The organism is Pseudomonas sp. TE6288, assembly GCF_054062095.1.
This window is the reverse complement of record NZ_JBSSEW010000018.1, coordinates 57009-80038: the sequence shown is the minus strand read 5'-3', so window position 1 is coordinate 80038 and position 23030 is coordinate 57009. Positions and strand designations below refer to the sequence as shown.

The 23030-nt window shown below is 62.8% G+C and carries 15 protein-coding genes and 2 pseudogenes; 11 read left to right on the top strand and 6 right to left on the bottom strand.

Annotated features, from left to right (window positions below; genetic code table 11):
• Positions 1–88: 88 nt before the first annotated feature.
• From ACVWY1_RS19745 to ACVWY1_RS19725, 5 genes are all read left to right on the top strand, one after another.
• Positions 89–2758, top strand: a complete 2670-nt coding sequence (locus ACVWY1_RS19745; RefSeq protein ID WP_457378673.1) for a TonB-dependent hemoglobin/transferrin/lactoferrin family receptor — start codon at positions 89–91, stop codon at positions 2756–2758.
• Positions 2759–2839: 81 nt separating this feature from the next.
• The gene (locus tag ACVWY1_RS19740) at positions 2840–3457 is read left to right on the top strand and encodes a heme acquisition protein HasA (protein WP_102684544.1); all 618 of its coding nucleotides are present in this window, start codon (positions 2840–2842) and stop codon (positions 3455–3457) included.
• Between the two features lie 169 nt (positions 3458–3626).
• Entirely contained in the window at positions 3627–5387 is a 1761-nt protein-coding gene (locus ACVWY1_RS19735; RefSeq protein ID WP_457378665.1) for a type I secretion system permease/ATPase, read from the top strand.
• Positions 5388–5391: 4 nt separating this feature from the next.
• Positions 5392–6723: an HlyD family type I secretion periplasmic adaptor subunit gene (locus tag ACVWY1_RS19730; protein WP_457378664.1), complete on the top strand. Its 1332-nt coding sequence runs from the start codon at positions 5392–5394 to the stop codon at positions 6721–6723.
• 5 nt (positions 6724–6728) lie between these two features.
• Positions 6729–8066 (top strand): TolC family outer membrane protein, encoded by a 1338-nt coding sequence (locus ACVWY1_RS19725; protein ID WP_457378663.1) that lies wholly within the window; start codon positions 6729–6731, stop codon positions 8064–8066.
• A 100-nt stretch (positions 8067–8166) separates the two neighbouring features.
• Here the strand turns inward: ACVWY1_RS19725 and ACVWY1_RS19720 are convergent, their stop codons facing one another.
• Both ACVWY1_RS19720 and ACVWY1_RS19715 read right to left on the bottom strand, forming a co-directional pair.
• A complete protein-coding gene (locus ACVWY1_RS19720) occupies positions 8167–9684 on the bottom strand; it encodes a nucleobase:cation symporter-2 family protein (RefSeq protein ID WP_023630301.1) in 1518 nt (505 codons plus the stop codon).
• Positions 9685–9945: 261 nt separating this feature from the next.
• Positions 9946–10314 carry a PilZ domain-containing protein gene (locus tag ACVWY1_RS19715; protein WP_102683876.1) on the bottom strand — a complete coding sequence of 123 codons (369 nt, stop codon included), beginning with the start codon at positions 10312–10314 and terminating at the stop codon, positions 9946–9948.
• A gap of 164 nt (positions 10315–10478) precedes the next feature.
• Here ACVWY1_RS19715 and ACVWY1_RS19710 point away from each other — a divergent pair, with 164 nt between their 5' ends.
• The 3 genes from ACVWY1_RS19710 (at position 10479) to yjiA (ending at position 13806) form a co-directional block, all read left to right on the top strand.
• Entirely contained in the window at positions 10479–12545 is a 2067-nt protein-coding gene (locus tag ACVWY1_RS19710; protein ID WP_102683875.1) for a carbon starvation CstA family protein, read from the top strand.
• A gap of 13 nt (positions 12546–12558) precedes the next feature.
• Positions 12559–12756 (top strand): YbdD/YjiX family protein, encoded by a 198-nt coding sequence (locus ACVWY1_RS19705; protein WP_008094130.1) that lies wholly within the window; start codon positions 12559–12561, stop codon positions 12754–12756.
• Between the two features lie 78 nt (positions 12757–12834).
• Positions 12835–13806 carry a GTPase gene (gene yjiA, locus ACVWY1_RS19700; RefSeq protein WP_139668525.1) on the top strand — a complete coding sequence of 324 codons (972 nt, stop codon included), beginning with the start codon at positions 12835–12837 and terminating at the stop codon, positions 13804–13806.
• 121 nt (positions 13807–13927) lie between these two features.
• Here yjiA and ACVWY1_RS19695 read toward each other — a convergent pair whose 3' ends face one another.
• Positions 13928–15076: an MFS transporter gene (locus ACVWY1_RS19695; protein WP_277502810.1), complete on the bottom strand. Its 1149-nt coding sequence runs from the start codon at positions 15074–15076 to the stop codon at positions 13928–13930.
• The gene (locus tag ACVWY1_RS19690) at positions 15073–16323 is read right to left on the bottom strand and encodes an aminotransferase class I/II-fold pyridoxal phosphate-dependent enzyme (RefSeq protein WP_431197017.1); all 1251 of its coding nucleotides are present in this window, start codon (positions 16321–16323) and stop codon (positions 15073–15075) included. Before ACVWY1_RS19690 ends, ACVWY1_RS19695 begins: the two co-directional genes overlap by 4 nt.
• Positions 16324–16477: 154 nt before the next feature.
• Here ACVWY1_RS19690 and ACVWY1_RS19685 point away from each other — a divergent pair.
• From ACVWY1_RS19685 to ACVWY1_RS19675, 3 genes and pseudogenes are all read left to right on the top strand, one after another.
• Positions 16478–16672: pseudogene (locus tag ACVWY1_RS19685) on the top strand (GTP-binding protein); the annotation flags it as partial.
• 210 nt (positions 16673–16882) lie between these two features.
• Complete coding sequence (locus ACVWY1_RS19680; RefSeq protein ID WP_457378672.1) at positions 16883–17239, top strand: type II toxin-antitoxin system RelE/ParE family toxin; 357 nt, start codon at positions 16883–16885, stop codon at positions 17237–17239.
• On the top strand, positions 17236–17535 hold the full coding sequence (locus ACVWY1_RS19675) for a helix-turn-helix domain-containing protein (protein ID WP_094010329.1): 300 nt from the start codon (positions 17236–17238) through the stop codon (positions 17533–17535). Before ACVWY1_RS19680 ends, ACVWY1_RS19675 begins: the two co-directional genes overlap by 4 nt.
• A gap of 60 nt (positions 17536–17595) precedes the next feature.
• Here the strand turns inward: ACVWY1_RS19675 and glyA are convergent, their stop codons facing one another.
• Together glyA and ACVWY1_RS19665 are read right to left on the bottom strand one after the other, a co-directional pair.
• On the bottom strand, positions 17596–18849 hold the full coding sequence (gene glyA / locus ACVWY1_RS19670; RefSeq protein ID WP_094010328.1) for a serine hydroxymethyltransferase: 1254 nt from the start codon (positions 18847–18849) through the stop codon (positions 17596–17598).
• 201 nt (positions 18850–19050) lie between these two features.
• A pseudogene (locus ACVWY1_RS19665) lies at positions 19051–22035 on the bottom strand (EAL domain-containing protein); the annotation flags it as partial.
• Positions 22036–23030: the final 995 nt, after the last annotated feature.

The following is a 23030-nucleotide window of genomic DNA, read 5'->3' as shown; positions in this document are numbered from 1 at the left end:
AGTGAGCACGCAATCAACTCGACCCCTCCGGCCTCTGAGCCGCATCGCCCTTGCCGGCAGCCTGGCCCTGGGCACCTGCACCCTGCCGATGGGGATCGGCATGGTGCAGGCTGCTACCGCCGCCAGCAGCGCCAGGCACACCGTCATTCAGTTCGACATCCCTGCCCAGGCCCTCGACAGTGCCGTCCTGGCCTATGCCGAGCAGTCCGGGGTGCAGGTGTTCTTCGACAGCCGAACCCTGGCTGGCTTGCAAAGCGAAGGCCTGCACGGCGGCTACAGCGTCGAAGAGGGGTTGCACCGGTTACTGCGCGGCATGCCCGTACGCTATCGCTTCAGTGCTCCGGGCCAAGTAGGCCTGGAGCGCCTGGCGGAGGGTGGCCAGGTCATGGAACTGGGCGCCACCCATATTGACTCGATGCGTGACGGCGACTGGGTCTACCAGACGCCTCGCTCGGTCAGCGTGATCACCCGCGAGCAGATCGACAAACGCCCGCCGCGCCACGCTGCCGACCTGCTCGAGCAGACTGCCGGGGTGTACACAGCGGTCAACCAGCGCGACCCCGGGCTGTCGGTGAACATCCGCGGCGTGCAGGATTATGGCCGAGTCAACATGAACATCGATGGCATGCGCCAGAACTTCAGTGTCAACGGCCACCAGCAGCGCAACGGCACGATGTTCATCGACCCGGAGTTCATCCAGGGCGTGGAAATTGACAAGGGCACCTCTGCCGGCATGGGGGGCGCCGGGGTGATCGGTGGCATCGCCAGTTTCAATACCGTCGAGGCCCGTGACCTGCTGGGCGCCGGCAAGGAAGTAGGCGGTCGCCTGCGCGCCGGCCATGGAATCGGCGAGCTGGGCAATGGCACGTACTTCAACGGCAGTGCGCTGTTTGCTGCCGGCAACGAGATAGGCGACATCCTCGTCGGCTACAGCGAGCGGCACTTCGGCGACTACCGCAGCGGCACGCAGAATGCCGACAACCTGGGCACGCAGATCCGCGGCAAGCTGGAGAATCGCGAGGCCTGGAAGAGCTGGCTGCACGGTGAAGTCGGGGCGATGGACAGCATCACCCGCTCCCAACTGTTCAAGTTCGGCATCAACCTGCCTGAGCATCAGCGCCTGCAGTTCAGCTACTTCGAGACCGATGCCGACAGCAAGGATGCCTGGACCTACAACGACAGCAACAGTAACCGCTATTACTACCGGGTCACCGGGACCAATGACATCAATGCGAAGAACGCTGCAGTCGACTACAGCTTCTCGCCCGACAACGACCTGATCGATTTCAAGGCCAAGCTTTATTACGTAACCACCCGCCAGGACCGCTGGAACGCCGACAACATGTCCAGCGTGGGTACCGGCAACCGTGTCGAGGCCTATACCGACCGCTTCCAGACCGACACCTGGGGGCTGCAGGTGCAGAACACCTCGCGCTGGCACTTCGGGCAAGTCGACACCTTGAGTTTCAACTACGGCACCGAGCTGTTCCAGGACAGTTTCCGTCCCAGCACGGACCGTGTCGCCGCCCAGAACGAAGTGGAATCGCTGCCCTATGTGCAAGGTGCCAATCCCAAGGGTAAGCGGATCATGGCCAGCCTGTTCGGCAATCTCACCTACGAGCATGACGACTGGCTCAGCCTGGATGCTGGTTTGCGTTATGACCGCTACCGGCTGAGCGGCAAGACCGGCGTCACCACCTGGATGTACCCCGAGGGGGTCACCGAGGTCAGCCTTTCGCGCCAGCAGACCCACATGATCTTCGACGAGCAGACGGAGGAAGGCCGTTTCTCGCCAACCTTCGGTATTGCGGTCAAGCCAGGGCCGGACTGGTTGCAGGTCTACACCCGCTGGGGCCGTGGCTGGCGTCCGCCGGCGGTGACCGAGGTGTTCATGAGCGGCCGCCCGCATGCCGGCGGCAGTGCCGAGATGGTCTATCCCAACCCGTTTCTCAAGGCCGAGGAATCGCACAACTGGGAGTTGGGGCTGAACATTTTCAAGGAGTCGCTGCTGCGCGACGGCGATCGGTTCGGCGCCAAGGTCGCCTACTTCGACACGCGCATCGACAACTTCTCGTTTCTCGACACCAATGTCTCGTTGCCCGGCAGCAGCGTGGCGGGTATCGCGCTGGGTCGCTCGGCCTACCAGAACAACCTGGAGACCACGCGCTTTCGCGGCGTGGAATACAGCCTGGATTACGACGCCGGCGCCTACTACGGGCAGCTCAGCTACACCCACATGATCGGCAGCAACGAGTTCTGCTCCAACCAGTTCTACATGGGCGGCGCACAGCGGCTGGTCAGTGCCGGCACCGTCATGCGCCCGGTCCGTGTGGGCAGCCGCATCATCATGCTGCCGGTGCGGGTATCACGCGCCGAGGGTGCCGCAGACACCAACAACATCGTCAGCTGCGGCGACATCATGGGCAACGCTTCCTATATGCCTGCAGACCGCGGTGCGCTGACCTTGGGCATGCGCCTGCTCGATCGCTCCCTGGATGTAGGCATGCGTGTGCGCTACAGCGAAGGCAATGGCGAAAACCTCAAGAGCCATACCTACAACCAGATCGATCAGGCCCAGTGGCCCCAGTACACCGTCTATGACCTGTACGCAAGCTACTGGATGACTCCCAGCCTGAACCTGGCCCTTTCCCTGGAAAACGCCACCGATGAGGCCTACTTCGTGGCGATGGGCGACGGCAACAACCTGTCGCTGGCCCGTGGTCGCACCTTGAGCGGCATGCTCGAGTACCGCTTCTGATTCAACCGGGTTTGCCCATTCGGGCGACGCGAAGGCACGGAACACGCCTTCGTCATAACTGTGCAACAACGAGGAACTGTCATGACCCTTTCCGTTAACTACGACGCCGCTTTCGCCAGCTCCACCGTTGACGATTACCTGGCCTTCTGGAGCGCCGGCTTCGTCACCGCCGGCCACGGCTACAGCAACACCGGCGGCTTCAGCAACGGCACTTTCGACGGCGACCAATACGCCACCCACGGTCGCAACAGCTCGGATTACGCCTTCATTGCCGACAGCGACAGCGCCAACGGCCTGCACTACGTGTTCGACCCATCGAAGGCACCGGGCGACAACCTCAATCACTACCTGTGGGGTTCGCTCGACAACGTTTCCCTGGGCGAAGTGCTCGGCGGCGGCAGCGGCAGCGACTTCACCCTGGGCAACTACGTGGTCAGCTTCAACGGCCTTGACCTGGATGCCGCGCAGGGCGCAGGTCGTGCCGGCAACGAAGTGCAGAGCGTGATCTACGGCTTGATGCAGGGCAACACCTCGGCCCTGGAGGGCGTGCTCGACAACCTGCTGGCCGGTTTTGGCGTGTCCACCAACAGCACCTTCGCCGAGATCGGCGCGGCCCTGGCCGCAGGCCCCGCTCACGCGGCCTCCGCCGAAGCGGTCGGCGTGCAGGCGCTGCCTGAGGACCTGGCCCTGGCGGCCTGAGCGCAGGCATGAAAAAGCGAATGGAAGGTCACCCTGCCATTCGCTGATCTGATGCACTTACCCCGCAGCCCGTGTCTTTGCCGGGCCCAGGCTGCGGCGGTGCGAATTCTGTGGCGACGATGGCGCGAATGCAATCGCCTGTCGGCGCCTTCTACGAGGTTTCCAACAAATGCGAACTGCTCCCGCCGCGGCCAATGAAGTGCTGCGGGCGCTCAAGGCCTGCCGTGCCGGGCTTGGCAACGTCGCGTTGTTCACCGCGGTGATCAATGTGCTGATGCTGGCGCCGGCGCTGTACATGCTGCAGGTCTATGACCGGGTTTTGTCGTCGCGCAACGAGATGACCCTGTTGATGCTCAGCCTCATGGTGCTCGGGGTGTTCGCCTTCATGGGGCTGCTGGAGTGGCTGCGCAGCCAGGTGGTGATCCGCCTGGGCACGCGCATGGACATGGACCTCAACCCGCGGGTGTTCGAGGCGGCCTACGAGGCCAGCCTGGCCGGGCACAAAGGTGCGGCGGGGCAGATGCTCGCCGATCTGACCGCGCTGCGCCAGTTCGCCACCGGCCAGGCGTTGTTCGCCTTCTTCGATGCGCCGTGGTTCCCGGTGTACCTGTTGGTGATGTTCATGTTCAGCCCGTGGCTGGGCCTGATGGCGCTGGCGGGCGCGGTGTTGCTGACGGTGCTGGCGTGGGTCAACGAGCGCATGACCCAGGCGCCGTTTGCACAAGCCGGGCAACTGTCGCAGCAGGCGGGCCTGGAGGCCAGCGCCAACCTGCGCAATGCCGAAGTGATCGAGGCCATGGGCATGCTCGGCGCCGTGCGCCAGCGCTGGGCACGGTTGCATCATGGGTTTCTGGCCCGGCAGAACCTGGGCAGCGAGCGTACCGCGGCGGTCACCGCGCTGACCAAGACCGTGCGCCTGGCCTTGCAGTCGCTGGTGCTCGGGCTGGGCGCCTGGCTGGCCATCGAACAGTTGATCACCCCAGGGATGATGATCGCAGGCTCCATCCTCATGGCCCGCGTGCTGGCGCCGATCGACCAGTTGATCGGTGCCTGGCGTCAATGGAGCGGTGCGCGCCTGGCCTATCAGCGTCTGAGCGAGTTGCTGCAGGCCCAGCCGCCGCGGCCGGCGGGCATGCCGCTGCCGGCACCGCTGGGCAAACTCACCGTCGAGCAGGTGGGTGCGACGCAACCGGGCAGCAGTCGCCTGTGCCTGAACAACTTGGGTTTCGAACTGCCGGCGGGCGAGTCGCTGGGGATCATCGGCCCTTCGGGGTCGGGCAAGTCGACCCTGGCGCGGCTGCTGGTCGGCTCCGGCGCGCCGATCACTGGCAAGGTGCGCCTGGACGGCGCCGACCTGCGGACCTGGGACCGTGGCGCGCTGGGCCAGCATATCGGCTACCTGCCGCAGGATGTGCAGCTGTTCGCCGGCAGCATTGCCGACAACATCGCCCGCCTGGGCCTTGTCGACGCCCAGCAGGTGGTCGCTGCGGCGCAGCTGGCGGGCGTGCACGACATGATCCTCGCCTTGCCGGATGGCTATGACACGCTGCTGGGGGAGGGCGGCATGGGGCTTTCCGGTGGCCAGCGCCAGCGCATCGGCCTGGCACGCGCGCTGTACGGGCTGCCGGCGCTGATCGTGCTCGACGAACCCAACTCCAACCTCGATGAGGCCGGTGAGCGGGCGCTGGTCGAGGCCATTGCCAGGCTGCGCGAGTACAAGCGCACGCTGATCCTGATCACCCACAAGTCCTCGCTGCTGGCCGGTCTGGACAACCTGTTGATGCTCAAGGGCGGCCAGTTGCAGGCCTTCGGCCCCACCGCCAGGGTACTGCAGGACGCCCAACGGGCTGCTCGGCCCGCCCCCGTCGCCCCCTCCACCGCCCGCAACCCCATCGGCCTGAACGTCACGTTCGGCCAGCCAAGAGCCTGACTTCATGAGCGTACACGCCCTCTCCACGCAAAAGACCGAGGCAAGCCTGCTCAGCCTCGATGAACACCGGCCGGGCCGTGTCGGCCGCTGGCTGGTGATGGCAGGTTTCGGCGGATTTCTGCTGTGGGCCGCGCTGGCGCCCTTGGACAAGGGCGTGCCGGTCAGCGGCAGCGTGATGGTCGCCGGTAGCCGCCAGGCCGTGCAGCACCCCACGGGTGGGGTGATCGAGCAGTTGCTGGTGCGTGACGGTGACACGGTGAACGCCGGCCAGGTGTTGCTGCGCATGGACGCGACCCAGGCCCAGGCCCAGGTCGGCTCGTTGCGGGTGCAGTACGTCAACGCCCGCGCCGGGGAAGCGCGCCTGTTGGCCGAGCGCGATGGTCGGGCGACGCTTGCCTATCCCGAAGACCTGCAGGCCCAGGCGAACCTCCCCTGGGTGGCCACGGTGCTGGAAGGGCAGCGCCAGCTGCGTGGCAGCCGGGCCCAGGCGCTGGACATGGAGCTCGGCGGCCTGCGCGAGAGCATTGCCGGAGCCGAAGCCTCGCTGCAGGGGCTGCAGGGTTCGCTGGCCAGCAAGCAGGCCCAGCGCGATGCACTGGACGAGCAGTTGCGCGGCCTGCGCGAGCTGGCGCGGGACGGCTATATCGCCCGCAATCGCTTGCTCGACAGCGAGCGCCTGCTGGCCCAGGTCAATGGCTCGATCGCCGAGGACCTCGGCAACATCGGCCGCACCCGGCGCCAGGTGCTGGAGCTGAAGCTGCGCATCGGCCAACGCCAGCAGGAGTACCAGAACGAGGTGCGCCAGCAGCTCGCCGAGCTGCAGGCCAGCGCCGAGGACCTGGGCAACCGCCTGCGCAGCGCCGAATTCGAGCTGGCCCATGCCCAGGTGCGGGCCCCGGTGGCCGGTACGGTGGTCGGCCTCAGTGTGTTCACCAATGGCGGGGTCATCGCCCGCGGCCAGCAACTGATGGAGATCGTGCCGCGCGATGCGCCTTTGCTGGTCGATGCGCGGGCCTCGGTGGAGATGATCGATCGCCTGCGCCCCGGCTTGCCGGTGGAGCTGATGTTCGTGGCGTTCAACCAGAGCACCACGCCACGGGTGGACGGCGAGGTGACCCTGGTTTCGGCAGACCGCCTGGTGGACGAGAAGACCCATCAGCCCTACTACCAGGTACGTATTAAGGTCAGCGAGCAGGGCCTTGGGCAACTGGCGGGCCTGGATATTCGCCCTGGCATGCCAGTGGAGGCCTTCGTTCGTACCGGCGAACGCTCGATGCTCAATTACCTGTTCAAGCCTTTGGCTGACCGGGTACACGTTGCCCTGGCGGAGGAGTAAGGGTGATGCCGGTATCTTTGCGTTTCGCAGGCCTGTTGCTGCTGCTCACCAGTCTCTCGGCGCAGGCCCTGGACCTGGGCGATGCCTATGCCCTGGCCCTGCGCAACGACCCAACCTGGCAGGGTTCGATCGCCGAGCGTGAGGCCGGGCTCGAAAACCGGGCGATCGGCCGCGCTGGTCTGCTGCCGAGGCTGTCGTACCGCTACAACCGTGCCCGCAACGACTCGGAGGTAACCCAGCGCAGCCAGTTCGGCGATGTGACCACCCAACGCGATTACCGCAGCTACAGCTCGACCCTGACCCTCGAGCAGCCGCTGTTCGACTATGCCGCCTGGAGTGACTACCGCCGTGGCGTGGCCCAGGCCGCGCTGGCCGACGAACGCTACCGTGGTCGTGGCCAGGAACTGATGGTGCGGCTGTTCGGCGCCTACAGCGAAGCGCTGTTCGCCAATGAACAGATCGCCCTGGCCCAGGCCCAGCGGCGTACCTTTGCCGAACAACTGACGCTCAACGAACAACTGGTCAAAGGTGGCGAGGGTACCCGCACCGATGTGCTCGAGACCCAGGCCCGCTACGAGTTGGCCCAGGCCCAGGAGATCGAGGCAGGCGACAATCTCGATGCGGCGTTACGGGCGTTACAGGCGATCATCGGCGAGCCGGTAGAGGTCGATGACCTGGCGCCGATGACCGTAGATTTTCGCGTCCAGCCACTGACGCCCGCGCGTTTCGAGCCCTGGCGCGACCTGGCTGTTGCCCGCAACGCCGAGCTGGCCAGCCAGCGCCATGGGCTGGAGGTCGCCGAGCAGAACATCGAGCGTCAGCGGGCCGGTCATCTGCCCTCGTTGAGTGCCTATGCCAGCAAGGGTATATCCAGCTCCAGCTCCGAGAGCAGCTATAACCAGCGCTACGACACCGACAGCATCGGCGTGCAGTTGAACGTGCCGCTGTTCGCCGGTGGCGGCGTGTCCGCGTCGGTGCGCCAGGCCCGGGCCCAGCGGGATGCCGCGGGCTTCGAGCTGGATGCGCAACTGCGCGACACGGTCAACCAGTTGCGTCGACAGTTCAACCTGTGCGCCAGTGGCACGGCGAAGATCCGCGCCTACGACCTGGCGGTCAAGGCGGCCACAGCCTTGGTGCAGGCCACGCGCAAGAGTGTTCAAGGCGGTGAGCGGGTCAACCTCGATGTACTGGATGCCGAGCAACAGTTGTTCGGTGCCCGGCGCGACCTGGCCCAGGCACGGCATGAGTACCTGCGGGCCTGGTTGCAGCTGCGCTATCTGGCGGGGGTGCTGGAGGCCGGGGACCTGAATGTGTTGAATCGGTACTTCGTGGCGCACGGCTAGAGCGATTGTGGGAGCGGGCTTGCTTCCACGCATCTGCCCAGACAAAAAAGGGAGCCGACGATGCGCGTCGGCTCCCCTCGATGACCGTCCTGGTCAGCGATCAGTGTTCGGCAACCGCCTTGCGCCTGGGCGTCTCGTTGCCGTGCTCGTCCAGTTCCAGCACCGGTACCTCGTTGCCCTCGGCGTCGAACAGCTTGCCATCCTTGAAGTAGTCGCCATCACGCAGGGCCGAGATGTCGGAGTACTGGATGGTGCGCTCGTAGGCCGCGGCGAACACCGACTGGTTTTCCGAGTTGCCGGTGGTGAAGTGGTTGAACATCAGGTTCAGCAGGATTGCCATGATCGCCGCCGAGCTGATGCCGGAGTGGAAGATGGTTTCGAACCAGCTGGGGAAGCTGTGGTAGAAGTTCGGCGCCGCGATCGGGATCATGCCGAAGCCCAGCGAGGCGGCGACGATGATCAGGTTGACGTTGTTCTTGTAGCTGACTTTCGACAGGGTGCGGATGCCGCTGGCAGCCACGGTGCCAAACAGCACGATACCGGCGCCGCCGAGTACCGGGGTAGGCACTGCCGCAATCACCCGGCCCATGATCGGCAGCAGGCCGAGCACCACCAGGATCACGCCGCCGGTGGCCACCACATAGCGGCTCTTCACGCCGGTCACTGCCACCAGGCCCACGTTCTGGGCGAAGGCGCTCTGGGTGAACGAACCGAAGATCGGCGCCAGGATGCTCGATGCCATGTCGGCGCGCAGGCCGTTGCCCAGGCGCTTGGAGTCGACCTTGGTGTCGATGATCTCACCGACCGCAAGGATGTCCGCCGAGGTTTCCACCAGGGTCACCATGATCACGATGCACATCGACAGGATCGCGGCGATGTGGAAGGTCGGCATGCCAAAGTGGAACGGGGTGGGGAAGGCGAAGATCGGGCCTTCGGTGACCTTGCTGAAATCAGCCATGCCCAGCGACCAGGCGATCAATGTGCCGGCGACCATCGCCAGCAGGATCGACAGGCGCGAAATGCTCGCGCTGCCCAGCTTGCTCAGCAGCAGGACGATGGCGAAGGTCAGTGCCGCCAGGCCGATGTTGGCCATGCTGCCGAACTCTGGCGATGCGCTGTTGCCGCCCATCACCCAGCGGGCCGCGACGGGCATCAGGGTGAGGCCGATGGTGGTGATGACGATGCCGGTCACCAGGGGCGGGAAGAACTTGGTGATACGCGAGAACACCGGAGTAATCAGGAACCCGATCAACGAGGCTGCCATTACCGCGCCCAGCACCGCCGGCAGGCCACCGCCGCCCTGGCTGCCGAGAATCGCGCCCATGGTCGCCACGCCCGCGAACGATACGCCCTGGACCAATGGCAGCTGGCAGCCGAAGAACGGCAGCCCAAGGGTCTGCAGCAATGTCGCAAGGCCACCGGCGAACAACGAGGCAGCGATCAGCAGGCCGATCTCCGCCGGGGCCAGGCCGGCGGCCTGGCCAAGGATCAGGGGTACGGCGACGATCCCTCCATACATGGTCAGGACATGCTGCAGCCCGTAGGCCAGGTTGGCGCCGAGGCCGAGGTTTTCGTCCTCGGGGCGCGGGGCGGGAGACGTGCTGGGGGACGTGGTCATTGGAGCAGGCTCTCTGTTTATTGTTGTGTCGCTACTGTAGACAACTAGTGCAAATAATTGCCACTAAAATTGTATACAAAGTTTTGATTGTAGCGCCGTAACGGGTGCGTCCAAGGTGCCTTAAACCTGGATGCACATTACGTTCCAACGTGCGGGAGGCTGTTCCAGAGGGGTGTGTACAAAGAGGCTGGTAAAGGCAGGAAAGCTGTCTGGCTGGACAAGAAAGCTGTCACAGCCAGATCATTAGCAAGCTAAGAGATATCAATCTTCGATGAGTTCGCGCAGCTCACGCATCATTTCGGTGCTGTCTGCCAGGTTCAATTCCACAAGACGGTGCAGATGAGTCATCGAATCGACATCTATGAACAGGCAGATAAAACCCAGTCGGGCGGACTCGTCGTGGCGCAGTTCGACCTGCATCCTGACCTGGGTTTTCTTGTCGTTGAGGTGGATGATCGCGTCGAAGTCCTGGGTGGGGTCGGCATCCCAGGGGCTTGGGCGCTCTACCAGCAAGCCCTTAAGCGACAGGTCCAGCAGTTTCACCAGCCAGCGACGTTCGCCCTGGCGCAGTTCGGTAGGGGCATCGAAGGCGATGCGCTGGAAGCGGCGGCGTTCGTCGTGGGCGTTCATGGTGGTTTCTCCGGGTGACATCCTGACTATAGTGAGTTTGGTATGTGCATCAGGTACGGCAATCTGGCCGCAGAGGCTCTAGACCAAAGCAAGTGTGGCAATGCGTCTTGACTGGCCCTAGACTCGATGGGCGGTCTTTCCAATCCACCAGCTGGAAGTAAACCATGAACAACAATAATAGCCTGCTACGCCACATTCCGTGGCTGGCGCTGGCAGTCGTAGGGGCCTGCGCGCTGGGTGTGGTCGCCCTGCGTCGTGGTGAGGCGATCAATGCCTTGTGGATCGTCGTCGCGGCAGTGGCCATCTACCTGGTTGCCTACCGTTACTACAGCCTGTTCATCGCCACCAAGGTGATGCAGCTCGATCCTCGCCGGGCCACGCCCGCTGTACTCAACAACGATGGCCTGGACTACGTCCCGACCAACAAGCACATCCTCTTCGGCCACCACTTCGCCGCCATCGCCGGCGCGGGCCCGCTCGTGGGCCCGGTGCTCGCCGCGCAGATGGGCTACCTGCCCGGCACGCTGTGGCTGATCGCCGGCGTGGTGCTGGCCGGCGCGGTGCAGGATTTCATGGTCCTGTTCCTCTCCACCCGTCGCAACGGCCGCTCGCTGGGCGACATGGTCCGTGAGGAGATGGGCCGCATCCCCGGCACCATCGCCCTGTTCGGTTGTTTCCTGATCATGATCATCATCCTCGCGGTGCTGGCGCTGATCGTGGTCAAGGCTCTGGCCGAGAGCCCGTGGGGCATGTTCACGGTGATCGCGACCATCCCGATCGCGATGTTCATGGGCATCTACATGCGCTACATCCGTCCGGGCCGCATTGGTGAAATCTCCATCGTCGGCGTGGTCCTGCTGCTGCTGTCGATCTGGCTGGGGGGCCAGATCGCCGCGGATCCGGTGTGGGGCCCAGCGTTCACCTTCACTGGCGTGCAGATCACCTGGATGCTCGTGGGCTACGGTTTCGTCGCCGCGGTGCTGCCGGTGTGGCTGGTACTGGCGCCGCGCGACTACCTGTCGACCTTCCTCAAGATCGGCACGATCGTCGGCCTGGCCATCGGTATCCTGATCATCGCGCCCGAGCTGAAGATGCCGGCGCTCACCCAGTTCACCGACGGTACCGGCCCGGTCTGGAAGGGCACCCTGTTCCCGTTCCTGTTCATCACCATCGCCTGCGGCGCGGTGTCCGGCTTCCACGCGCTGATCTCCTCGGGGACCACGCCCAAGCTGCTGGACAACGAAACCAACGCCCGTTACATCGGCTACGGCGGCATGCTGATGGAGTCGTTCGTCGCCATCATGGCCATGGTTGCCGCCTCGGTGATCGAGCCTGGCGTGTACTTCGCCATGAACAGCCCGGCCGCAGTGGTCGGTGCCGACGTCGCCTCGGTGGCGCAGACCGTCAGCAGCTGGGGCTTCCTGATTACCCCCGAGCAACTGGAGGCGGTCGCCCGTGACATCGGTGAGCACACCATCCTGGCTCGTGCCGGTGGTGCGCCAACACTGGCGGTCGGTATCGCGCAAATCCTTCACCAGGTGCTGCCGGGTGAGAACACCATGGCGTTCTGGTACCACTTCGCCATTCTGTTCGAGGCACTGTTCATCCTCACCGCCGTGGACGCCGGTACCCGTGCCGGGCGCTTCATGCTACAGGACCTGCTGGGCAGCTTCGTCCCGGCGCTCAAGCGCACCGAGTCGTGGGGGGCCAACCTGCTCGCGACCGCCGGTTGCGTGGCGATGTGGGGCTACCTGCTGTACCAGGGCGTGATCGATCCGCTGGGGGGGATCAACACCTTGTGGCCGCTGTTCGGTATCTCCAACCAGATGCTGGCCGGTATCGCCCTGATGCTTGGCACCGTGGTACTGATCAAGATGAAGCGTCAACGCTACATCTGGGTCACCCTGGTACCTGCGGTATGGCTGCTGATCTGCACCACCGCCGCAGGCCTGATCAAGTTGTTCGACCCGAACCCGGCTGTGGGCTTCCTGGCCCTGGCCAAGAAGTACAGCACCGCGCTGGACGCCGGCCAGGTGCTGGCGCCTGCCAAGGACATCGGCCAGATGCAGCATGTGATCTTCAACGCCTACACCAACGCCGGCCTGACGATCCTGTTCCTGGTGGTGGTATTCAGCATCCTGTTCTTCGCCCTCAAGGTCGGTTATGCCGCCTGGGGCCGCAAGGAGCGCAGCGACAAGGAAACCCCGTTCCAGGCTTTGCCTGACGCTTGAGAGGAATGCCGCGATGTTCAACGACCTGGGTCGACTGGGCAAGTATCTGGGGCAGGCCGCCCGCCTGATGGTCGGCATGCCCGATTACGACAACTATGTCGAGCACATGCAGACCAAGCACCCGGACAAGCCGGTGATGAGCTACGAGGCGTTCTTCCGCGAGCGCCAGGAAGCGCGTTATGGTGGCAAGTCCGGGCCCAAGTGCTGTTGAACCCGCGACACGCATGAACCAGTGGGAGCCCGGGCAACCGGGCTCCCACTTTCATTTTCAGCTGCAGGAGACAACCGCGTGCAAACGCCGATTCCCGTTACCGTGCTGACCGGCTTTCTCGGCGCCGGCAAGACCACCCTGCTCAAACATATGCTCAAGGCCGAGCACGGCCTGAGGCTCGCCGTGATCGAGAACGAGTTCAGCGAGGCAGGCATCGACAGCCAACTGCTGGGCGATGAACCGGTGCAGGTGATGACCCTGGCCAACGGCTGTGTGTGCTGCAGCATCCATGGCGACCTGACCCGTGCCCTGTACCTGCTGCTCGAACGCCTGGACGCCGGCGAGATCGCCTTCGATCGCCTGGTGATCGAGTGCACGGGTCTCGCCGACCCTGCACCCGTGGCACAGACCTTCTTCATCGACGAAGAGCTGCGCGAGCGCTATATCCTCGATGGCATCATCACCCTGGTCGACACCGCCCACGCCGAACTGCACCTGACCCAGGCCATCGCCCAGGCCCAGGTCGGCTTTGCCGACCGCCTGCTGCTGAGCAAGACCGATCTGGTCGAGCCGCAGGTGGTCGACGCCCTGCGCGAGCGCCTGGCGCGCATCAATGGCCGGGCGGCGATCCGCGTGGTCGAGCATGGGCGTATCGACTTGGCCGAGCTGCTCGATGTGCGGGGGTTCAACCTCAACCCGGACCTGGGCATCAGCCCCGGGCCCAGCTTGCGCCCGGTCCTCAAACCCGCCACCCCGGATCGCATTTCGACGCTGGTGCTGCGCACCGAAACGCCGTTGGATATCGATCGGCTCAGCGACTTCATGAACGAGCTGCTGGAGCAGCACGGCAAGCAGCTGTTGCGCTACAAGGGCGTGTTGAATATCGCAGGTGAAGATCGCCGTTTGGTGTTCCAGGGAGTGCTCAAGCTGTACGGCTTCGACTGGGACGCCGAGTGGAAGGAAGGCGAGCCGCGGGAAAGTGTCATGGTGTTCATCGGCGATGAACTGCCGGAGGAAAAGATTCGGGCAGGGTTTGAGGCCTTGAGTTAAAGGGGGCAGAAGTATCTGATTTGCTCATGCCGCCTGCTGGCGGCATTTTTTTCAAGCAGTGCCTAATTTGGCTATTGATGCAATTTATCAAGAATATTCAGCCTGCAAGAAACGATGGCGTTCAGGGGCTGGCGCGAGTCGCCAACCAGGCGAGTGATGCCAATCCAACGCATAACATAACCAGCATAACGGCACTGGTGTCCAAGGTGCTGGATATCAAGTTCGCCAAAGCCGCCAGCAGTTGATGAACAAGAGCAATAAGTGCCATGGCGGGGGACGCAGCTCCCGTTGACTGCCTGCTAGCCAATGACAGGCTCACTGGGTATGCAATTCCCTGAGCTACAAGCATCAGGCAATAAGGAAGCCAGATCGCGTACGCCGCACCCTTCAACAGTGATGATGCAATAAGCATGATGAGTGCGCCAAATAACAGCAAGGCACTCGAATATCGAAGCATCCGTATTTCATTATCACCGGTTGCAAGGTTACAGGCCAGACGGGTGCCGAGCAGATAGGCAATGCTGATTGGCCATCCCAACAGACCATATTCCCACATCGACCAATTGAAAGACTGCTGAAGAAGCAAGGGCGCTGTACTGCTAAATACGACGATGATGGAGTACCCCAAGCCTCCAGCCAGCACAGGTAGAATGAAGCGCGGTTGCACAATGAGCTTATGGAGGCTGGTGCTCTCACCTGCTCGATACGGAAGCCCCCTGTGGTGAGCCGTTACATTCAGCCCCTTCACTGTGGCCATTAGTACGCAAGGTATCGCGACGACAAGCATGGCCACCCGCCAGTTCGTGAGTGTGGCAATCATAGCCCCGATAAACTGGGAGGCTCCGAGGGAGAGTACGAAGCAAAGTGAAAGGCTGCTGTAGGCTCGTGTCAGATCCTTGCCATCATACTGCTCGACCATTAACGCGCGAGCTGCAACTGATATACCGCCCGCCAACGCTCCCTGAAGCAGGCGTAGGACAAGGAATGCCCAGTCACCTGGTGATACTGCGAGCAGTAATGTGCAGCAGCCGTAGAGGAGTAGCGTCCAGGTCAGCATACGGCTTGAACCGAGAGTGGCTCCCAACCGACCCCACAGCATTACGCATGTCCCCATTCCCACAAGAAACAGGCTCAGGCTGAGTGCGGCGAATTCATCTGTTGCATTCAGGTCATCAGCAATAGTTGGGAGCATGGGTAGGTAGAAGGTTATACCTGACTGGCACAACAGTACGGCTAAGCAACTGAAGTAGAGAATTCGCCGTTTGTTCATGGCTGAGTGTTTAGTAAAGGGGCGACGACAGGGTTGCTGTTCAGATACTCAGCGACACCCCGGCAGAAACTCTCGACTTCACCAGGCTGCATGTCTGCTCTTAGCGTAACGCGCAGCGCTGCAGCATCCTTGGGTACGACAGGAAAGAAGACGGCTGAAGTGAGGAAGCCGTTGTTGGCCAGGAAGGTCGACGCAGCAATGGCGTATTCAGCCTCTCCAAGCGGTATTAGCCTGATGGGGGATGCTGATCCAGCATGAGGCGTAGGCAAAAGCTTGTCGAACAGTTCGACATTATTTTTCAACTGCTGCTGTAGCGTATTCAGCAAGGGGCTTGAGTGAAGTCGGACGGATGCCCGCCCTGCACCGATAGCAGCGGCATTGAGACTTTGGGACCAGTTGGTAGGACCTCCATATCTTTGTACCAGACGTTTCTGTCGTGTATTTGCCAACATGAGCAGACCGCCGCTTGCGGCGAATGCTTTCCCCAAGGACGCTACAATGATAATCCCTTCATCCAGCTCCTGTAGTTGACCCCTTACAAAGCCTTGCCCTGAAACACCTGCCGTAGAAAGGGCATGAGAGTCGTCCAAGTACAAGAACAGACCGTAGCGCTCCTTGAGATACAACAAGGCGTCCATGTGTGCTGTCCCGCCCATGCTGTAGTAGCCGTCTGTAATATAGGCGACCCTTCCATGTTGCCTGCAGATGCTCTCGAGTTGGTCCATATCATCATGGGGAAGCGTCTGGATCTCGGTCTCATCCGCACAGGCTGCTTTTACATGGTTCAGGGAGTAGTGGGCAAACTTGTCGAACACCATATGGGGCGATACACCATTCGTGAAAATGCCGGCGGCAACAAGAGGTAGTACTCCTGAGCTTGCTGCACTGCATGACAATGTGGCTAGAGACTCGCATCCAAATAAGTCGGACAGTTCAGCCTCATATTGGTCTAGTACTTGGAACTGGCAGCGGTTGCGCGAGTTGGCGATACGCAGGGTGCGCGAATTTTCCAGCTCCTCGATCGCCCCTTGGAGGATATCCGGATGGTAGTCCAGCCCAAGATAGGACGTCGTACAGAAGTGTTGAAGCGTCCTGCCGTGCTGGTCCTGAAGTAGATTCCTGGCAATGACCTGCACCTGTAAGCCGGAAAGATGCTTGGCATACGATGTCTGCCAATCCGTCTCGGACCGCTGAATCATGCTCCTGTAATTGGTGTATCGATTTCGAGCGACTGCCATGTCAAACACTTCCCGTAATGGTTTGGAGCAAGCAGTGTGCATTGGAGGGAAACTTAGGTATGTCCGAAGTCGGGTGTTTTGGTCGAGGTAGTTTTCCGAGGAGAATGTCAGAGATACCTTGGTGTATCGCGGAGGGTTAAACACTTACGTTCAAGGTTTGTAGGCGCAGACCTTCTTCATCGACGAAGAGCTGCGCGAGCGCTAGATCCTCGATGGCATATCAGCTTGGTCGACGCCGCCCGTGCCGAGCTGCACCTGAACCCTGGGCATTGTCCAAGTCCAGGTCGACTTCGCCGACCGCCTGCTGCTAAGCAAGACCGATCTAGTCGAGCCGGCTCGACTGGGACACCTAGTGGAAGGAAGGTGAGCTGCGGGAAAGCGTGATGGTGTTCAATGCCGATGAGCGGCCGGAGGAAAGGATTCGGGCTGGTTTCGAAGCTTTGAGCCACGCCTGATTGAGATACAGCCGACTGTTCGATGCCGCCGTAAGGCGGCATTTTTTTGGCCTCGTTTCAGCGATCAGGCCAGTCGAGGTGGCCGCTTGCAGGAGGTACTTTTTTTGGTACACTTGGCCGCGTCGGATCTAAAACTAAATGTGCAGTTCTTCCGTAGTGCGTTGGGTAATGAGCCCGTGAGGGAGTGGCTAAAGAGCTTGGCACGTGAAGAACGCTATCTGATTGGCATGGAAGTCAAGACCGTTCAGTTGGGATGGCCACTTGGCATGCCCTTGGTCAGAAAGCTGGAGCACGGGCTTTGGGAAATCCGTATCGACATGGGGCATGTCGTTGCCCGTGTACTGTTCACGATCATGGATGGCGTGATGTTCATGCTCCATGGATTCATCAAGAAAAGCCAGAAAACGCCTTCAGCCGATCTGGCTCTGGCCAGGCAACGCAAGGCCAGCTTACGGAGGTCAACTACATGAACCCGCATATCGGTTCGAACTTCGATGATTTTCTCGCCGAAGAGGGCATCCTCGAAGAGGTCACGGCGGCTGCGCTGAAACGGGTGATCGCCTGGCAACTGACGCAGGCGATGAAGCAGCAAAAGATCAGCAAGAAGGCCTTGGCCGAGCGTATGCACACCAGCCGGGCGGCGGTCGATCGAGCCTTGGATCAGACTGACGCTGGCATGACCTTGGCAACACTGGCCAGCGCAGCCAGGGCCTTGGGGCAGCGCGTGGAAATACGTCTCGTACCGGATGTCGCACCAGCCCGATGAAGCACAAACATGAAAAAGCCCGGCACAAGGCCGGGCTTCTTCATTTCAGGCGTCTGCCAATCAGTTGCCGTACACCGGCAGCTTCTTGCAGATGGCCTTGACCTTTTCACGCACGGCGTCGATCACCGCTTCGTTGTTCAGATCGGCCAGGATGTCGCAGATCCAGCCGGCCAGTTCGCGGCACTCGGCTTCCTTGAAGCCACGGGTGGTGACGGCTGGGGTGCCGAAACGCAGGCCCGAAGTGACGAACGGCGAACGTGGGTCGTTCGGCACCGAGTTCTTGTTGACGGTGATGAAGGCCTTGCCCAGGGCGGCGTCGGCGTCCTTACCGGAGATTTCCTGCTTGATCAGCGACAGCAGGAACAGGTGGTTCTCGGTGCCGCCGGAGACGACGTCGAAGCCACGCTCGATGAACACGCTGGCCATGGCCTGGGCGTTTTTCACGACTTGTTGCTGGTAGGCCTTGAACTCAGGCTGCAGGGCTTCCTTGAAGCAGATCGCCTTGGCAGCGATGACGTGCTCCAGCGGGCCGCCCTGGGCGCCTGGGAAGACGGCGGAGTTCAGCTTCTTCTCGATGTCGGCGTTGGCGCGGGCCAGGATCAGGCCGCCACGTGGACCGCGCAGGGTCTTGTGGGTGGTGGTGGTGACCACATCGGCGAACGGCACAGGGTTCGGGTACACGCCAGCGGCGACCAGGCCGGCGACGTGGGCCATGTCGACGAACAGGTAGGCACCGACCTTGTCGGCGATTTCGCGGAAGCGTGGGAAATCCAGCACTTGCGAGTAGGCGGAGAAGCCGGCAACGATCATCTTCGGCTTGTGCTCGACAGCCAGGCGCTCGACTTCGTCGTAGTCGATCAGGCCGTTGGCGTCGATGCCGTACTGGATGGCGTTGTACAGCTTGCCCGAGGAGGAAACGCTGGCACCGTGGGTCAGGTGGCCGCCGTGGGCCAGGCTCATGCCCAGGATGGTGTCACCGGCCGACAGCAGGGCCAGGTAGACAGCGGCGTTGGCCTGGGAACCGGCGTGCGGCTGGACGTTGGCGTAGTCGGCGCCGAACAGCTCCTTGGCGCGGTCGATGGCCAGCTGCTCGACGACGTCGACGTACTCGCAACCACCGTAGTAGCGCTTGCCTGGGTAGCCTTCGGCGTACTTGTTGGTCAGAACCGAACCCTGGGCCTCCATGACCGCCGGGCTGGTGTAGTTTTCCGAAGCGATCAGCTCGATATGCTCTTCCTGGCGCAGGGCTTCTTGCTGCATGGCTTCGAAGAGCTCGGCGTCGTACTTGGCAATGGTCAAATCACGGCTGAACATGGCGGTCCTCAAGGATCGGGCAGAATTGGGGGAGCATTCTAACCGATTGATTCGCCGCTGGCATATGAAGTGGCATCAAGTCGCGGACCAATGGGCTTCATGTTGCAGGCCGCGTGGCGACTGGGCTGGAGTTGACTTCTAGGTCCGGTTTTTTCCAGGCTCTTAAGAGGTCTGCGTGGGGGCGAAGGGTCCGCGCAGCGACTACTGGAACATGAACAACGTCTCGTTGCTGAACTGTGCCTCGAACTGGTTGGCCGGCATCGGCCGGCCGAACAGATAGCCCTGCACCTCGTCGCAACCGTGCTCGCGCAGAAACTCCAGCTGCTCGTGGGTCTCAACCCCTTCGGCGATTACCGCAAGATTGAGGCTGTGGGCCATGGCAATGATCGCTCGGGCGATCTGCGCGTCCTGCTCGCCTTCGGGCAGGCCATCGACGAAGGTACGGTCGATCTTCAGTACGTCGATGGGGAACTGCTTGAGGTAGTTGAGCGACGAGTAGCCGGTGCCGAAGTCGTCGACCGCGATGCTCAGGCCCAGGTTCTTCAGGCTGTCGAGGATCTGCATGGCCTCGTTGACCTCGCGCATCAGGATGCTTTCGGTCAGTTCCAGCTCCAGGCACGCCGGCGGCAGCCCGGTTTCATCGAGGATGGTGGCGATGCGCGTGCCCAGCTGGCCGTCGGAGAACTGCCGGGCGGAAATGTTCACCGACACCTTGGGTACCCGCACTTTCTGCTGGTGCCAGGCCTTGAGCTGGCGGGAGGCCTCGCGCAGCACCCAGTCACCGACGTCGACCACCAGGCCCAGTTCCTCGATCACCGGGATGAAGTCGCCCGGCGGCACCAGACCGCGGGTTGGGTGACGCCAGCGCAGCAGCGCCTCGGCACCGGTCAGGCGTTTGCCGTCGCCGCTGAACTGCGGCTGATAATAGAGGATGAACTCGTTCTGCTCCAGGGCATGGCGCAGGTCGCTCTCCAGCTCCAGGCGCTCCAGGGCGCTGGCGTTCATGTCCGCCTGGTAGAACTGGAAGTTGTTCTTGCCGCGCTCCTTGGCGTGGTACATGGCCGTGTCGGCGTTCTTCATCAGCTGGCTGAGCTCGCTGCCATCCTGGGGGCTCAGGGCGATGCCGATACTGGCGGTGACGAAGAATTCGCGGTTTTCCAGGACGAACGGAGTGACCAGCCCGTCGAGGATGTGCTCGGCGACATGGATGGCGCGGTTGAGCGCCTGCTCGCGGCTGGCCTTGGGCTGCAGCAGCAGGGTGAATTCGTCGCCGCCCATGCGCGCCACGGTGTCGTCGTCGTCGACGCAGGCCAGCAGGCGCTCGGCCATGTCCTTGAGCATGCGATCGCCCGCCGCATGGCCAAGGGAGTCGTTGATCGGCTTGAAGCGGTCGAGGTCGAGGAACATCAGCACTACCCAGGCCTTCTGCCGCTCGGCCTGTTGCAGGGCCGTGTACAGGCGGTCCTGGAACAACGTGCGGTTGGGCAGGTGGGTGAGGGCGTCGTAGTAGGCCAGGCGGTGGATGCGCTGCTCGCTGGCCTTGCGTTCGCTGATGTCGGTGAAGAAGCACACATAGCTGGCCAGGTCGCCTTCATCGTCGAGCACCGCAGTGATGCCTACCCACGCCGGATAGTGCTCGCCGTTGCGCCGCTTCAGCCAGACCTCGCCTTCCCAGCTGCCGCGCTGGCTCAGTTGCTTGAGCACGTAGCCTTGCTGGGCGTTCTGTTGCTGCTCGACGGTGAGCATGCCGGGGAGCTGGTCGAGCACCTCGGCCACGGCATAGCCGCTGACGCGGGTGAACGCTTCGTTAGCCTGGACGATATAGCCGGCCGGGTCGGTGATGAGGATCGCCGAAGTGGAGTGCTCGAACACGGTCGCGGCCATGCGCAGGTCTTTTTCGGCCCGGCGTTGCTGGCTGATGTCGCGGCCCACGCCGAGCACCCCCTCGAAGCGCTCGTGTTCGTCCCACACCAGCACCAGGCGCAGCTCGATGGGGATCTTGCGGCCGTCGGCGCGCAGACAGTCGAACAGGAACAACTGCGTGGGCAGGGTGCTGCGTAACTGGGCCAATTGCGTGCTGTCGTCCAGCACCTGGCTGACGCGCTCGAGCAGGTTGTAGACACCGCTGAGCTGGGCCGGGTTGGCAATGATCGACTGCCAGCCGTTGGCGAAGATCCAGTCGGCCTGGTAGCCAAGCACCGCCTGCACCGAAGGGCTGACATAGTTGAGCTGCAACTGGCTGTCGGTGGAGAAGATCACGTCGCTGATGCTCTCGGCGAGCATGCGGTAGCGCTGTTCGCTGTCGCGCAGGGACTCGCTGGCCTCGATCTGCACGGTGACATCCTTGCCCACGCCGATGATGCGCGTGACCAGGCCTTCACTGTCGCGGGTCAGCACCTGCTCGCGGATGTCGTAGCAACGCCAGCCGCCATCGCGGTGGCGGAAGCGCAGCTGGCAGTGCAGTGACTGGCCGTAGCCGGTGTCACGCTGCTGCTGGCGCAGGTCGCGGTAGTGCTCGGCGTCGCCGGGATGCAGGAGCATCTCCCAGAAGCGGTCGCCCATCTGCGCCAGTTCCGCGCGGTCGTAACCCAGGGTCTGGCCAAGGTGGCGGTTGCTGAAGATCATCCGCTGGCTGTCAACGTCCTGCACGTAGAGTTGGTCGGGCACGGTGCGTACCACGTCCGACCAGAAGCCCTCGCGTTCGAGCAGCGACAGCTCCACCTGCTTGCGGCTGGTGATGTCGCTGATGCTCAGGATCACTGCCTGGTAGTCGCGACGCTGCTGTGGCAGGCGGGCCATCAGCCACAAGTGCAGTTCGCCGCCCAGAGGGGCCGGCAGGCGCACCTCCAGCTCGAGCTGCGGGCGCTCTTCGATCAACGCGTCGATCAACTGCATGCCGACACTGTCGCGGCCGTCGCCACTGCCATCGATCAGGCGCTGCCAGGCGCCTTCGTGGCAGTCGACGTTGAGCAGTTGGCGGGCCACCTGGTTGATCTCGGTGATCTTCAGCTCCGTGAGCAGCGAGCGGCGCAGCTTGGTGTCCAGGGCCAGGCTCTGCTTGAGCGCGGCGCGGTTGCGCAGGTGGTAGCGGTCGAGTTGCCCCGGCAGGCTCGAAAGATCGAGCACGCACAGGGCCACGCCGGTGCCCTCGAAAATTTCCTGGTAACGCCGGCGGTCTTCCTGCAAGGCGCGTTGGCGGCGGCGCATGTTGATCAGCGCCAGCACCGGCAGCAGTGCGCAGAACAGCACCAGCACGCATTTGCCGAGCAGCGCCGGCAGCAGCCTGTCGCGGGCCAGGCCGGCATCGAACAGGCCACGCAGTTGCCAGGTGCTGTTGTCGATGAAGGCAAGCATCACGCTTTGCAGAGGCTCTTCGCTGGTCTGCCGGTCCCCATGGCGCTCGATGACCGCGCCGCTGCGGCTGTTTTCCAGCAGCCACAAAGGATGGGTGGGGCCGTCAAGATGACGGGTCAGCTCCTGGTAGTAGTCGGGGCTCAGGCGCAGCAACCAGTAGCCGCGGTCTTGCTCGGTCGGCTGGCGCAGCAGCAGGTAGACCCGCTGATTGTCGGCATCGTTGCCATAGAAAAATGCACGGCCCTGGTTCAGTTGCAGCAGGTCGTCAATCAGCTGACGGTCGGGTGAGCCAGCGAGGGTGTCACTGCGCACCTGCCCGGTGGCGTCAAGCCAGGCCAGGTCGCGCAGGGCCGGCAGGCGGGCCTGCAAGGTGGCGAGCAGGCTTGGCAGGGCGGCAGGCGCCGGAGGATTGACGTAGGGCTGGACCAGGTTCAACGATTGCTGGGCCTTCAGCGCCATGTTCAGGCTCAGGTGGTCGGCCAGTTCGGCGCTGGTGGCCAGGCTTTGCTGGCGCAGGTCGTCCTGGGTATGGCGGAACTGGGCGAACAGTTGCCATAGCAGCAGACCCAGCAGAACCAGGGCGAGCAGGGCCAAAGCCCCCTTGAGCGAGCCACGCAGGTGTGTGCCGGCCGTGGAATCGGCAGGACGCAGGGATGACGGTTGCGTGAGATTGGTCAAGCGTTGGGTCCTGCGATTGGGCTGACGATGGCAGGGGTTGCGTTCTCGCGGCATGCACGGCCCGTGCCGTGGTTGCTGGGCGCACTATAAGACGCATGCGGGAAGCCGACTAGCATGCCTTCAAATATGGCAAAGTGCCAGTCCGCATG

What these genes read in the sequence shown, in the direction of transcription:
- ACVWY1_RS19745 (WP_457378673.1), top strand. Translation starts at nt 89, where the DNA reads ATGGGGATCGGCATGGTGCAGGCTGCTACCGCCGCCAGCAGCGCCAGG.
- ACVWY1_RS19740 (WP_102684544.1), top strand. Translation starts at nt 2,840, where the DNA reads ATGACCCTTTCCGTTAACTACGACGCCGCTTTCGCCAGCTCCACCGTT.
- ACVWY1_RS19735 (WP_457378665.1), top strand. Translation starts at nt 3,627, where the DNA reads ATGCGAACTGCTCCCGCCGCGGCCAATGAAGTGCTGCGGGCGCTCAAG.
- ACVWY1_RS19730 (WP_457378664.1), top strand. Translation starts at nt 5,392, where the DNA reads ATGAGCGTACACGCCCTCTCCACGCAAAAGACCGAGGCAAGCCTGCTC.
- ACVWY1_RS19725 (WP_457378663.1), top strand. Translation starts at nt 6,729, where the DNA reads ATGCCGGTATCTTTGCGTTTCGCAGGCCTGTTGCTGCTGCTCACCAGT.
- ACVWY1_RS19720 (WP_023630301.1), bottom strand. Translation starts at nt 9,684, where the DNA reads ATGACCACGTCCCCCAGCACGTCTCCCGCCCCGCGCCCCGAGGACGAA.
- ACVWY1_RS19715 (WP_102683876.1), bottom strand. Translation starts at nt 10,314, where the DNA reads ATGAACGCCCACGACGAACGCCGCCGCTTCCAGCGCATCGCCTTCGAT.
- ACVWY1_RS19710 (WP_102683875.1), top strand. Translation starts at nt 10,479, where the DNA reads ATGAACAACAATAATAGCCTGCTACGCCACATTCCGTGGCTGGCGCTG.
- ACVWY1_RS19705 (WP_008094130.1), top strand. Translation starts at nt 12,559, where the DNA reads ATGTTCAACGACCTGGGTCGACTGGGCAAGTATCTGGGGCAGGCCGCC.
- ACVWY1_RS19695 (WP_277502810.1), bottom strand. Translation starts at nt 15,076, where the DNA reads ATGAACAAACGGCGAATTCTCTACTTCAGTTGCTTAGCCGTACTGTTG.
- ACVWY1_RS19675 (WP_094010329.1), top strand. Translation starts at nt 17,236, where the DNA reads ATGAACCCGCATATCGGTTCGAACTTCGATGATTTTCTCGCCGAAGAG.
- glyA (WP_094010328.1), bottom strand. Translation starts at nt 18,849, where the DNA reads ATGTTCAGCCGTGATTTGACCATTGCCAAGTACGACGCCGAGCTCTTC.